The sequence below is a fragment of the Kribbella italica genome, assembly GCF_014205135.1.
In the GTDB taxonomy this organism is placed as follows: Bacteria; Actinomycetota; Actinomycetes; order Propionibacteriales; family Kribbellaceae; genus Kribbella; species Kribbella italica.
In genome coordinates, this window is record NZ_JACHMY010000001.1 from 3,298,062 (window position 1) to 3,311,329 (window position 13,268).

A 13,268-nucleotide genomic window follows, 5' to 3' on the forward strand; every position below is an offset into this window, starting at 1 on the left:
GGGGTCGGTACTTGGGGTGAGGCGTGGGGGGCGGTACGTCGGGGGGGGTGGAGCGTACGGGGGTCGGTACTTGGGGTGAGGCGCGGGGGGCGGTACGTCGGGGGGTGGCGCGTACGGCGGTGGGCGGGGCGGAGTGCGGGGGCTGGTACGTCGGGGCGGTGGGACGTACGGGGGTCGGTACTTGGGGTGAAGCGCGGGGCCGGTACGTCGGGGGCGGTGGCGCGTACGGGGGTGGGCGGGACGGAGTGCGGGGGCTGGACGTCGGGGCGGTGGGACGTACGGGGGTCGGTACTTGGGGTGAAGCGCGGGGCCGGTACGTCGGGGGGCGGTGGCGCGTACGGGGGTGGGTGGGACGGAGTGCGGGGGCTGAGGCGGCTGTCAGTGGGTGGCTAGCCGGGCTCGGGTGTCGGGGGTCAGGGGGGACAGCAGCGTGGGGGCCGCGATCAGGTTGTGGGTGGTGGGGTCGAGCAGACGGGGGTGGAGGGCGTAGACGGTGGCGCCTGGGGGTGGGGTGAGGTCGTCGGCGGTGATGACGGCGACGAAGTCGGCGCGCTGGGCGGCGTCGGTGTCCCAGACGCGGTCGGGCTCGCGGCGGGTGGTGAGGCGGTGGGCGAAGGTGGTGGTGTCCTCGTCGGGGGTGCGGACGTAGCCGACGACGGAGCCGTCGGCGCAGCGGACCACGACCTCGTCGGTCCGCGCGGCCGCGTGCCAGCAGGCGATCTCCCAGAGGGAGACGCGGTCGCCGGAGCCGTGGACCTCTTCGAGGGCGGCTGACATCAGGGCGAGCTGGCCGGCGTACTTGGCGATGCTGTGGCGGTACCCGGCGGCGCTGAGGTTGACGTCGTACCAGCGCAGTTCCTTGGTGTGCAGGTCGACGCCGAACGGCATCAGGATCTTCGCCGGGCCGGAGAGGTCGAAGCGGTCCTCGACGGCGAGCGGGTCGAACAGGCCGGACGGGCGGCGCATGACGCCGGCGAAGCCGCGCCGCAGACGGTCGAAGGGGATGTTGTTGTAGCTGAAGACGACGGGCAACAGGTACCGGCCGCCGACCCGGCGTACGGCGGTGAGATCGAGGTCGACGAACTCGGTCGCGCCGAGCGGGCCGGGCGCGGAGGTGAGATCGCCGGAGTGGACCAGGGCGTCCTGGTCGAAGCGCAGGCGGGTGTAGTCGCAGAGGCCGACGAAGCCCCAGTCGGTGTCGAAGACCGCGACGGACAGGTCGAGGTCGACGCGCTGGCCGGGCGCTTCCTGCCAGTGCAGGAAGAGACGCAGCTCGTCGTCGATCGGGATCGGCTGAGCGCTCCCCCGGGTCATCCGCAGCAGCGTCGACGAGGTCGCGCGTTCACTGCCGGGGGCGGCGAGCAGGCTCAGGTCCTCGTCCAGGAAGCCCCGGCGCAGCCGCGGCAAAGCTGTTGCCCTGCGCAACAGTTCGGCGATCAGCAGGCCGGCCAGCGCCGCGGCGAGCGGGGCCGGGAGCGGCTCCCGTTCGTCGACGGTGGTCCAGACCTTGGTGGTGCCGCCGCGAGGGAAGAAGAGGCGGAGATCGCCTGGCGGCGTGCGGACCTGGCCGAGCGCGGCGGTCAGTACGACGGGCGAGACGTCGGAGACGGCGGTGCCGAGAGCCTCCACCAGTACGCCGTGCGCGTCCGGCGGGAGCACTCGCGCGAGGTGGACGAGCCGGCGTACGAGCTCGCCGGGGCGCTGGCGCAACAGGTCCAACGCCGCAACCGGCTGGTCCGCCGCGAAGGCGCCCTCGACCCTGCTGGCAAAGGTGTTGGTCGCCAACTGGACACCCGCCGGGGTGTTCTGCAGACGGATCGAAGGATGCCGAGCGACTTCGGCCAGGACGGCGCGATGGGCCGGCGTCGCCGGGTCGAGCGTCGTCCGGCGGATCAGCGCGAACGCCGTCGCGGCCGACGGGTAGCGCGCCGCATGCTCGAAGGGGTGGAGGTTTTCGGCGAGGCGTTTCCACGCGCGTTCGTGGCGGTGGAGGTCGTCGGCGAGGGCTTCCAGCGGTACGTGATCGAGGCGGGCCAGGATCGTCCGGCGGACGGCGCGGGGCAGCGAGCGGCGTCGTACGGGTGGGGTGCGGAGGCCTGGATCGGCGTCCATCAGGACGTAGAGCAGGCGGAGGGCGTCGGTGGCGGTCTCGATCAGGTCGACCACCGACGGGTGCCGCTGCATCAGTTGGGCGACGACGACCGCACGGGTTTCGCGGACCGGGACGACCGGCGGGAGCCAGGTCGGGTCGGCGTCCTGCAGCAGTACGGCGAGGTCGGCGCGATCGACCACGGACAAGGGCGATCGGCGCGCGAGCAGATCGGTCGCCGCGAGCTGGGCGGCATCACGCGGCGCCAGACCGAGCAGGCGAAGCCGGTCCCCGTCGACGGGATCAGCCGGTACGTCGTCGAAGCCCGGCTCGAGGAACGGGTCGTCCGGATCGATCCGCTGCAGGCACAGCGGGCAGGCGCTGAAGTCGGCGCCGTCCCAGCACGACCGGCAGACCAGGTGCGCGCACGGTGAGACCGGGTGGACCTTGCCGACTTCGCCGCACAGCACGCACGGCTGCTCGGGCTCCTGCAGGAGGCGGGCGAAGACGCGGTTGACGTAGAAGGTCTCGGTGTTGCCGGGCACGCTCTCCGGGAAGCCGCGGAACAGGGGGACGTGCTGGGCGTCCGCACCGGACTCCCGGTCGAGCAGAGCGAGCAGGTCGCGCCCGAAACCGGTCAGCGCCAGCGGGTTGAGGCCCGCGGCGTACCGGTAGAGGTCGACGGAGGTCAGGAAGCCGCGCTGGATCAGCTCGGCCTGCAGCGCGCCGAGACCGGCCTGGGTGGTCAGTGGTCGCTTCAGCCACTGCCAGGCGGACCGGCGCACCGGTGGGGTGAGGCGGTCGCCGTCGACCAGTCGTCGGCGCCGCAGCAGCACCGCGGCGAGCGCGTCCGGCATCGAACCTCCTGGCAGTGAACACGACAGGACGGAAGCGCCAGGGGCGGAGAGCGGACGCGCTACTAGGCCTTGGAAAGGAGAAGGAAGCACGCCCAGGAGCCGCCCCTGGCACCACGAACGCTACCGCGCACCACCGACAGTTTCGCGATCCGGGGAGCGAAGCTCGACCCGGGAGGAAGACTCCGGTACCAGGGTCGGAGCCGCCCCGCCCAGACCCCGGTACCGAAGAACTCCAGGATAGAGGGCCCGGACAAGCGCATCGACACCCGGGCAGGAGAAGTGGCACTGATTCGCCGCGAGCAAACCCTTGATCCACCGGCGGTGTCAGGAAGGTCACGCCGAAGGGATTCCCCTGTCGTCACAGCGGGCAGGTGTGGCAGCACGGATTGTGGTTAAGGTCTCTGCATGGCTGGTGGGGTGGGGGTCGAGCGTGCGCGCTGGCGGGATGTGTTCGGGCAGACGGAGTTCAGGGCGTTGTTCCTGGCCGGGATCCTGTCCGTCGCCGGTGATCAGCTGGCCCGGGTGGCCTTGTCCGTCCTCGTCTACGAGCGCACCGCGTCGGCCGGACTGACCGCTCTCACCTACGCCCTGACCTTCATCCCGGACCTGGTGTTCGGCCCGCTGCTGGCCGGTTTCGCCGATCGCTACCCGCGTCGTCAGGTGATGATCGTCACAGACCTCGCCAGGGCCGGCGTGGTCGCTCTGATGGCCATCGAGGCACTCCCCCTCTGGGCAGTCATCCTCCTGCTGCTGGGCCTGCAGGCGTTCGGCTCGCCCTTCAACGCCGCACGCGCCGCCACACTGCCGGTAGTACTGCCCGGCGACCACTACGTGCTGGGCAAGGCCGCCAACGACATGGTGGTCCAGTTCAGCCAGGTGCTGGGCTTCGGGACCGGTGGGGTGATCGTGGTCGCCGTCGGCGTCTCCGGCGGCCTGCTGCTCGACTCCGGGACGTTCCTGCTGTCCGCCCTGCTGATCGCCGTCGGCGTACGGAGTCGCCCGGCGCCGGTGCAGGAGGGTGTCAGCGACGAGCCGCGAGCCAGCTACTTCAGCGACCTGGTCGCCGGTACCTCTCTAGTACTCCGTACGCCGAAGCTGCGCGCGCTGATCTCTCTGGCAGCCATCGCCGGCTTCTACGTCACCGTGGAAGGCCTCGCCGTCCCGTACGCCGACGCCATCGGGCAGGGCAAGGAGGCGTCGGGCCTCCTGCTCGCGGCCAGCCCTGCCGGCGCCGTACTGGGCATGTGGCTGATCACTCTCCTGCCGCCTGAGCGCAGGATGAAGCTGATCGGGCCGCTGGCGGCAGGCGCGTGCGTCCCACTGGTGCTGTGCGCGCTGGAGCCCGGCCTGCTGCCCACTGTCGGGTTGTGGGCGCTGTCGGGCCTCGCATCGGCGTACCACCTGCCCACGAGTGCCGCCTTCGTCCAGGCCGTGCCGGACCACCAAAGGGGACAGGCCTTCGGTGTGGCCAGCACTGCGCTCAAGAGCAGCCAAGGACTCGGCATCCTGCTCGCGGGCGCGCTCGCAGAACCGCTCGGTGCACCGCAGGCGCTGGCGGTGATGGGCGCCGTCGGCACGCTGGCCGCGATCGCGGCGGGCGCTGCCTGGGCCCGCGCCCACCGGGCTGCGACCGATTCCCGGTAAATCACCCGTTGGTGAATCTGGAATACCGCTCCGGATTCACCGGGTTCGAATGTAAGAGGGCAGTAAAGATTTACCGACCGTCACCAGTCGTTGCTGGCCGTACGGACATTTCCGGCGAACCAGTCGTTGCTGCCGCCGACGAGCCAGTCGTTGCTGCCACCGGTGAACCAATCGTTGCTCCCACCAGCGAACCAGTCGTTGCTGCCACCGGTGAACCAGTCGTTGCTGTGACCCATGATGCGCGTCGTCTTAGCCATGATTCTCGACCCTTCCGAACAACTGTTTGAGGATTACCCCGGGGGCGGGGGTGACCTGAAGTGAGCAAACCACTACGATGACTGCAATACCGTTCAGGCTGAACAGTGTGAGGCTAATGATGATTCTGATCGGTCGGAGCGGTTGGGTGCCACCCCGGCAATGGAAACTGTGGTCGCTGCCGCCCACGGCTCTGGGGTACGTGATCGCGGTCGACGCGGTCGCGCTGGTGATCACGGTGCTCGCGGTGCGGGCCTCCGTCATCGGCGGACCGATCACCAGTGCGGAGTGGACGGCGTTCGCCGTTCTCGCCGTCGCCTCGACGTTGCACCTGGAGTCCGCCCGCGGAATCGAGCGGCGCCGGGAGATGGCCGCCAACACGTCCCCGCACACGAACCTCAAGTGCCTCTGGTTCTTCGCCAGCCTGCTGCTGCTCCCGCTGTCGCTGGTGATCCCGCTGGTCGTGCTGTCGTACCTGTACTCCTGGTTCCGGGTGTTCGGCCGCACCATCGCGCACCGCAAGATCTTCTCCAACTCGACCTGCATCCTGGCCAGCGCCGCGGCGGCCGCCGTGCTGCGCGGCGGCGGCCTGCTCACCGAGCCGCGGGTGCCGACCGACTTCTGGTCCCTGCTGGTGGTCCTGGCCGCCGCGGCGACCTGGTGGCTGGTGAACTACGCGCTGGTCGTCGGCGCGATCCTGATCTCGTCGCCGGAGGCCAAGGCCAAGGACGCGCTCGGCGAACTGTCCCACCAGCTGGTGATCTGCGCCGGACTGGGCCTCGGCATCGCGATCGCCGCGCTGCAGTCGTCGTACCCGTGGGTCGTCCCGGTCCTGATGGTGACCGTGCTCGCCCTGCACCGCGACCTGCTGCTGCCGCAGTACCAGCGGGCCGCCGGGGTCGACGTGAAGACCGGTCTGGCCACCCCGTCGTACTGGGCCAACGCGGTGCCGCTCGAGCTGGCGCGGGCCGAGTCCCTGCGCAGCAGCGTCGGACTGCTGATGCTCGACCTGGACAAGTTCAAGGAGATCAACGACACCTACGGGCACCCGGCTGGTGACCGGGCGCTGCGGGCCGTCGGTGAGAGCGTCCGCGCCGAGGTGCGCCAGGGTGACCTGGTCGCACGCGTCGGCGGTGACGAGCTGGCCGTGCTGCTGCCCGGTGCGTCCGAGGTTGAGGTGCTGGAGGTCGCCGAGCGGATCCGTGACCGGCTCAGCGCCCTGACTGTCTCGGTGGAGACCGTCGCCAACCGGACCGCGATCATCAGTGGAGTCCCGGCGTCGTTCGGTGCCGCGGTCTACCCCGACGTCGCCGGCACCATGGACCAGCTCATCCTGGCCGCCGACAACGCCCTGCTGACCGCCAAGCGCGGCGGCCGCAACCAGATCGTCTCCGCCCGCCCCAACCCGCCGGTCGACCACCAGCCGATCGACAACTGACCCACCCAGGGCACGCCGCCGGGCGCCCGTAGTACGACACCGTCGGCGTGATCCAGGTGCGGCCATGGCGGACCTCCCACTGGGGATGGTGCCCGAACTGGCCCTTCCGCTAACGCGAACGTCAACTGACGCGAATCAGAGCCTTGCCGACGAGCTCCCGGGACGTCATGGCGCGGTGGGCGTCGGCGAGCTGCTCCAGCGGGTAGATGCGGTCGATCACGGGGACCAGGTCGCCCTGGGCCGCTCGGGCGAGGACCTCGGCGGCCGAGACCGTGGTCGTGGTGGTGTCGACGCGGAGGTCGCGGATGCCCTTGACGGTGATGCCGCGGCGCTCGGCCTCGCTCTCGTCGTACGCCGCGAAGTCGCCGCTCGGGGCTCCGTGGGCGGAGAACCAGCTGCTGTCGGCGGCGACGGTGAACGCCGTGGCGCCGAGGGATCCGCCGGCGCCTTCGAAGGTGATGTCGGCGCCGGCGCCGTTGGTTGCCTCTAGCACCGCTTTCTCCCAGCCCGGTTGGCTGTAGTCGAGTACGCCGTCGGCGTGGTGGGCCTTCACCAGGTCGAGTTTGGCCTGGCCTCGGGCGGCGGCGATGACGTGGGCGCCGGCCCGGTGGGCGAGCTGGACGAGGAGGATGCCCATGCCGCCGGCGGCCGCGGTGATCAGGACCTGCTTGCCTGCGAGGCCGGGGGCGAGTTCTTCGAGCATGAGGGCGGTGTAGCCGTCGCCGGAGACGGCTACGGCGGTTTCCAGGGTGAGGCCGGCGGGGACTTCGTGCAGGTCTTCCGCGGCGGCGACGGCCTGCTCGGCGTGGGCGCCGAAGGAGGGCGTCCGGCCGGTGACGGTCTTGCCGATCCAGTCGGCGCTGACGCCGTCGCCGACCGCGCGGACGACGCCGCCGAAGGAGTTGCCGGGCACGTACGGCGGGGTGACGTCGAAGAAGCCGCCGTGCTGGCCGGCGCGGATCGCGGTCTCGACGAAGATCAGGTCGGTGAGCCGGACGTCGACGAGGACCTCGCCGGGGCCGGGCGTCGGGGTGGGCAGGTGCTGGAGCTGGATCACGTCGGCGTCGCCGAAGGCGGTCACCACTGCTGCGCGCATGGTCGTTGTCATGCCCGCCACAGTGCTACCTGAACGATGGTTGAGGTCAAGTTGTCGGTGGAGCCGCGTAGCCTGCGGTGCGTGGTCGAGGTGGTCTTCCTTCCCGCCGACCCGCCGCGCGCGGGCCGGCTTGCGCTGTACGGCGACGGTGTGGTCGCGGACGAGCGGATCGAGCTGGTGCAGCCGCGGGGCGAGCGGGTGCGGCGGGTGCTGGTGCCGGCGAGGTTGCTGGGGGTCGAGGAAGCGATCGAGTACTTGAGGGTCGACGAGGTCGGTGCTGCGGGGGCTGGGACTTGGGGTGAGTCGGGGGCGGGGGCTTTGGGTGAGGCCGGTGTGGCGGGGGTCGGTACTTGGGGTGAGTCGGGGGCGGGGGCTTGGGGGGAGGCCAATGCTGCGGGGGTCGGTACTTGGGGTGCAGACGATGCGGGTAGCGCGAGTCGGCGGGCTTGGGGGGCTGCGCTTTGGGCTGGGTTTGGGTTGATCGGGCGGGGGCGGATCGTGCCCGATGTGAGTCCGGCGGGGTTCGGGGTGTGGCGGGTGGCTCCGTTGGATCCGGTGGATCGGGGGTGGTTGAAGAAGCTGGCGGCGGCGATGCCGGCGTACGGGCATGCGCTGGCGGTCGCGGGGTCGAGGCCGTTGCGGCTGGTTGGTGCTGATGAGCTGGTGCGGGCGTTCTGGGACGCGCTGGCCGACACCCTTGTGCGGACGCCCGCGGCGGCGGTCGCCGTACGGGCTGGGGCGGCTGCGTTCGCTGAGGTCGAGCCGCGGGAGTTGACCGGTCCGACTGACTGGCTGAGTGAGACGGCGCTGGCTGAGGAGGCCGGGGCGCGGCTGGTGCTGCGGATCGAGCCGCCGGACCATCTGGAGGACTTCCGCGCTGTGCTGCAGCTGCGGAGTGGGGTCGACCCGAGCCTGCTGGTGGACGTGGCTGACGTGTGGAGCGCACCGCCCGCCGTACTGGCCGCACTGGGTGAGCGGGCTGAGACAGACCTGCTGCTGGCGCTCCGCAGGGGTGGGCGGGTGTGGCCTCCGCTCAAGGCGGCGCTGGAGGACGCGGCACCAGCAGAAATCACCATCGACGACGACGCGCTGGACGACCTGGCCGCAGACAGTACGGCGCTCGACGGCGCGGGCATTGAGGTGCTCTGGCCCGCTGAGCTCTTCGCTGGTGAACTGGCGGTGCGCGGCTCGGTGCAGGCGACGCCGACTCCGACGGCGGTGAGTGGGCCGGACTTCAACCTGCAGGACCTGCTGGCGTTCAAGTGGCGGCCGACGCTGGACGGCTCGGAACTGACCGAGCAGGAGATCACCGCGCTGGCCGAGGCGAAGCGCCCGATGATCCGGATGCGCGGCCGGTGGGTGCGGATCGACCAGGACCTGGTCCGCAAGCTCCGCCGGGGTACGTCGCGCAAGCTGACCGGCGCCGAGGCTCTGGCCGCGGCGCTGACCGGGCGGGTCGAGGTGGACGGCGAGCTGGTCGCGTTCGAGCCGAGTGGTTCGCTGGAGACGATGGTCGACCGGCTGCGCACCGGAGCTCGCCGGAGCGCCGACGCCGGCGACCCGTCGCCCGAGGCGCAGGCCGAGGAGCAGGCCGAGGCGCTGGAGCCGTTCGTCGAACCCGCCGGCCTGCACGCAACGCTGCGCGACTACCAGCGCCGCGGCGTCGCCTGGATGGCGCAGCTCGCCGAGCTCGGGCTCGGCGGCTGCCTCGCCGACGACATGGGTCTGGGCAAGACGATCCAGGTGATCGCGCTGCACCTCCACCTGTCCGGGCGCGGCCGGGGGCCGACGCTCGTGGTCTGCCCGTCGACGCTGCTCGGGACGTGGGAGCGCGAGTTCGCGAAGTTCGCGCCCGACGTCGCCGTACGGCGCTATCACGGCGGCGCTCGGTCACTGAGCGATCTGCACCCCGACGAGGTCGTGCTCACGACGTACGGCGTGGTCCGGCAGGACCACCGGGTGCTCGGCGAGATCCGCTGGGGCCTGGTCGTGGCCGACGAGGCGCAGCACGCGAAGAACCCGTTCTCCCGGACCGCCCGCAGTCTCCGAACGTTGCCGGGGGCAACCAGACTCGCCCTGACCGGTACGCCGGTGGAGAACCGCCTCTCCGAGCTGTGGTCGATCCTGGACTGGGCCGCGCCCGGCCTGCTCGGCACGCTCGAGCGCTTCCGCCAGAATCTCGCCGTACCGGTCGAGCGGTACCACGACGCCGAGGCGACCGCGCGCCTCGCACGGGTCACCCGGCCGTTCCTGCTGCGGCGGCGCAAGATCGATCCGGGCATCGCGCCCGAGCTTCCGCCGAAGACCGAGCACGACGTCGTCGTACCGCTGACGACCGAGCAGGCGACGCTGTACCAGGCCGTCGCGCGGGAGACTCTCGCACGGATCGAGCAGGCGAAGGGCATCGAGCGGCGCGGGCTCGTACTGAGCCTGCTCACGCAGCTCAAGCAGGTTTGCAACCATCCGGCGCAGTTCCTGCACGAGCCCGGTCCACTCCCCCGCCGCTCCGGCAAGCTCGCGGCCTTGGACGAGCTGCTGGACGTGATCCTCGCCGAGGGCGAGTCGGTGCTGATCTTCAGCCAGTACGTCGAAATGGGCCGGCTGATCGAGGCGCACCTGGCGTCGCGGCAGATCGGGTCGCTGTTCCTGCACGGCGGCATCGGCGTCCGCCGGCGCGAGCAGATGGTCGAGCAGTTCCAGGCGGGTGAGCAGCAGGTGTTCCTGCTGTCGCTCAAGGCGGGCGGGGTCGGACTGACGCTGACCAAGGCGACCCACGTCGTGCACTACGACCGCTGGTGGAACCCGGCGGTCGAGGACCAGGCGACCGATCGCGCGTACCGGATCGGCCAGGACCAGCCGGTGCAGGTGCATCGACTCGTCACGGAGAACACGCTGGAGGACCGGATCGCGACCGTGATCGCGGCCAAGCGGGACCTCGCGGATGCGGTCGTCGGGTCGGGTGAGGCGTGGTTGAGCGAGCTGTCCGACACCGAGCTGACGGAGCTGGTCGAGCTGTCGACCGCGCCGGTCAAGGCGGGCGCGGCGAGTGTCCACAATCCTTCTGCAGTGGGGAAAACGCCCGCCGGAGGGGTGACGCCGTGAGCCCCGACGAGCCGACGCCCCACGAGCGCGCGCCCCACGAGCGCGCGCCGTGGCGCAGCTGGCGCGGCGGCGGCGAGAACGCCGGGCTGCCGGCCGCGAAAGGAGCGGGTGCACGACGCCCGTTCGGTACGACGTGGTGGGGCAAGGCCTGGCTGGAGGCGTTGGAGCAGCGGGCTCGCCTCGATCCGAACCGGCTGAGCCGCGGCCGGTCGTACGCGCGACGCGGGAGCGTGCTGGAGCTGACGGTCGACCCGGGCGTCGTACGGGCCGAGGTGCAGGGCAGCCGCGTCACGCCGTACGGGGTGACGGTGGAGATCAGGGCGTTCACCGATGCCGAGTGGGACGCGGTGCTCGACATCGTGTCGGCGCAGATCGGGCGGGTCGCCGCGCTGCTGGACGGCGAGCTGCCGCCGGAGCTGGTGGACGACGTACAGGCTGCTGGGCTGGACCTGTTGCCGGGGGCGGGCGAGGTGCGGACTGCGTGCAACTGCCCGGACTTCGCCGTGCCGTGCAAGCACGCGGCGGCGGTCGCCTACCTGATCGCGGACGCGCTGGACGACGATCCGTTCGCGTTGATGCTGCTGCGGGGGCGGCGGCGGGACGAGCTGCTCGCCGCGTTGCGGGCGCGGCGGAAGTCGGCGCCGAGCACGGTGAAGGTGAAGCCGGCCGGCGTACTGGCGCGGAAGGCTTTTGCTGCGACGCCGGGACAGGTGCCGACGCCGTTGCGGCCTGGTGGGCAGGCGGGAGTGCCGGCGGCGGTGCTCGCGTTGGCCCCGCCTCGGTCGTCGGGTGTCGAGGGCTCGGATCTGGTCACCCTCGCGACGGATGCCGCGCGGCGGGCTTGGGAGCTGGCCATGGGGGACGGCGGGTTGTCACTGACCTTCGAGCAGGATCTGGCGCGGCGGGCTGCGGAGGTGCTCGGCCGGTCGGCGTTGGCCGATCTCGCGCATCGGGCTGGGGTGTCGTCGCGGAAGCTGACGAACTGGGCGGTGGCGTGGCGGGAGGCTGGGCCGGGCGGGTTGGCGGTTGCCTCCGAGTCGTTCACGCCGGAGCCCGGTGCTCTGGCCGAGGGCGAGGCGGCGCTGGTCGCGCTCGGGAACGACGGCGGGCGGTTGGCCGGCGCGAGCCGTGGACCGGCCTGGGCGGATGCGCCGCGCGTCGACAAGAACCGGGTGACGTCGGGACGGCGGCAGCTGCGGCTCGGGCGTGATGGGCTGTGGTACCTGTTCACCGAGCACTTCGGCGACTGGACGCTGTCCGGTCCGCCGGCGACGGATCCGCGGGAGCTCGTGCAGCCGCCGCTGGGGTGAGGCCTCAGCGTGAGTCGACGTACGCCTTCGCGAGCCGGGCGATCACGTCGTACGGGATCGGCTGGTTGAGCGGGAACTTCAGCGTGCCCTTGCCCGCGACGTACGGCGCGATCGCCGCCGCGAGGTCGTCGTCGACCGGCGGGACCGGGTAGAGCGAGACGTGCTGCTTCCAGCCGCTGAAGTGGACCAGCGACTTGCCGTCGAGCGTGAGCGTCGGCATCTGGTACGCGATCTTCTCCCCCGCGTCCGGTACGGCGTCGTGCAGGGTCTGCCGGATCCGCTCGACCACCGGCCGGACGTCCGCGGGCAGTGCGTCCAGGTACTCGTCGATCGTCGCGAAGTCCGCCATACCTCAGCGTAGCCGCAGGCCCGTGAGTTCCTGCAGCACCGGGATCAGGCGGTCGGCGATCCTGGCGTGGCCGGCGACCGACGGGTGCAGGCCGTCGGTGCAGTCGGCCTCGGTGATCCAGCCCGTGGTCGGCACGTAGTGGACCGCCGGGTCGTCGAGGGATTTCACGCCGGACTCGATCTCCTCGGCGTACTTGCCGCTGAACGGGCTGACGGCAACGATCGTGCTGCCCGGGTAGGCCGTACGGACGATCCGCACGTAGTCGGCGTACTGGTCGGGGCTGAGGGTGTCGTCGTTCACGCCGAGGTTGAACACGACCAGGTCGGGAGCGGCGATCCGGAGCGCGCGGGAGCCGGCGAAGTTCCAGCCGAAGGACTCCGGACCAGCCGGGACGCCGCCGTTGCCCGGCTTGACGACGCCCTGACGGCCGAAGCCGACCTGGTACGACGTCGCGCCGAACGCGCGGGCCGTCAGGTACGCGAAGGCCTTGGTCCCGTCTGCGCCGGCCGACTCGGGATCCGCGCTCAGCGCGCGCACGCCCTGCGTGATCGAGTCGCCGTAGAACTCGAACCGCGGACCACCGGGCTGCGCGCCGAGGCGCAGCGTCGTCCTGTCGTCGAGGATCAGCCCGGCGAAGCTCACCGCGCAGGCGAACGGCGGTTCCCAGCGGTTGACGAACTCGTTGACGTCCTTGACCACGAGCTCGACCGTGTGACGGCCGTCGTCGACGGTCAGCTCGAGCACCGGCTGCTCGATCAGGTGCAGCGCCGGCTCGCCGTCGTCCACCGTGACCCACAGGTGCGGCGCGACCTCCAGACCATCGGTGTCGAACAGCACCCGCACCCCGGTCCCGCTGAACCCGAACGACAGCCGCGACCCGGAGTTGACGGTGATCGCCAGGCCCGGTTCGTGCCCCCACTGCCCTTCGAGCAGGATCCGCGGATCCCCCGGCGCCACGACCTCACCCGGTACGAACGTCACGTCCACTCTCCTCCATCGCCGGCGACCGGGCCATTCTCCCCGGTCTGAGCGAGCCGCCGGTACCCACCCCGGGTGATCAGCCCGCGGCCTACCGGTGTGAGGTTCCGCCCGGATCCGCAACTCCGTGCACGGCGGCACCGGGGTGAC

The 13,268-nt window shown here is 71.4% G+C and carries 9 protein-coding genes; 4 read left to right on the top strand and 5 right to left on the bottom strand.

Annotated features, from left to right (window positions below; genetic code table 11):
- Nucleotides 1–378: 378 nt before the first annotated feature.
- Entirely contained in the window at nt 379–2,946 is a 2,568-nt protein-coding gene (locus tag HDA39_RS15230) for an MXAN_6230/SCO0854 family RING domain-containing protein (RefSeq protein WP_184795872.1), read from the bottom strand.
- Between the two features lie 405 nt (nt 2,947–3,351).
- Here HDA39_RS15230 and HDA39_RS15235 point away from each other — a divergent pair, with 405 nt between their 5' ends.
- On the top strand, nt 3,352–4,590 hold the full coding sequence (locus tag HDA39_RS15235) for an MFS transporter (RefSeq protein ID WP_184795873.1): 1,239 nt from the start codon (nt 3,352–3,354) through the stop codon (nt 4,588–4,590).
- Between the two features lie 80 nt (nt 4,591–4,670).
- Here HDA39_RS15235 and HDA39_RS15240 read toward each other — a convergent pair whose 3' ends face one another.
- Complete coding sequence (locus HDA39_RS15240) at nt 4,671–4,847, bottom strand: DEAD/DEAH box helicase (RefSeq protein ID WP_184795874.1); 177 nt, start codon at nt 4,845–4,847, stop codon at nt 4,671–4,673.
- 146 nt (nt 4,848–4,993) lie between these two features.
- On the opposite strand from HDA39_RS15240, the gene HDA39_RS15245 reads away from it, so the two are divergent.
- Complete coding sequence (locus tag HDA39_RS15245) at nt 4,994–6,283, top strand: GGDEF domain-containing protein (protein ID WP_337925753.1); 1,290 nt, start codon at nt 4,994–4,996, stop codon at nt 6,281–6,283.
- Nucleotides 6,284–6,404: 121 nt separating this feature from the next.
- On the opposite strand, the gene HDA39_RS15250 is transcribed toward HDA39_RS15245, so the two are convergent.
- Entirely contained in the window at nt 6,405–7,391 is a 987-nt protein-coding gene (locus HDA39_RS15250) for a zinc-binding dehydrogenase (RefSeq protein WP_238356065.1), read from the bottom strand.
- Nucleotides 7,392–7,415: 24 nt separating this feature from the next.
- Here HDA39_RS15250 and HDA39_RS15255 point away from each other — a divergent pair, with 24 nt between their 5' ends.
- Together HDA39_RS15255 and HDA39_RS15260 are read left to right on the top strand one after the other, a co-directional pair.
- Nucleotides 7,416–10,481 carry a DEAD/DEAH box helicase gene (locus HDA39_RS15255; RefSeq protein WP_420488721.1) on the top strand — a complete coding sequence of 1,022 codons (3,066 nt, stop codon included), beginning with the start codon at nt 7,416–7,418 and terminating at the stop codon, nt 10,479–10,481.
- Complete coding sequence (locus tag HDA39_RS15260) at nt 10,478–11,791, top strand: SWIM zinc finger family protein (RefSeq protein WP_184795875.1); 1,314 nt, start codon at nt 10,478–10,480, stop codon at nt 11,789–11,791. The genes HDA39_RS15255 and HDA39_RS15260 overlap by 4 nt, the downstream gene beginning before the upstream one ends.
- A 4-nt stretch (nt 11,792–11,795) precedes the next feature.
- Here HDA39_RS15260 and HDA39_RS15265 read toward each other — a convergent pair whose 3' ends face one another.
- Nucleotides 11,796–12,140, bottom strand: a complete 345-nt coding sequence (locus HDA39_RS15265; protein WP_184795876.1) for an iron chaperone — start codon at nt 12,138–12,140, stop codon at nt 11,796–11,798.
- Nucleotides 12,141–12,143: 3 nt separating this feature from the next.
- Nucleotides 12,144–13,121 (bottom strand): GDSL-type esterase/lipase family protein, encoded by a 978-nt coding sequence (locus tag HDA39_RS15270; RefSeq protein WP_337925755.1) that lies wholly within the window; start codon nt 13,119–13,121, stop codon nt 12,144–12,146.
- Nucleotides 13,122–13,268 lie beyond the last annotated feature (147 nt).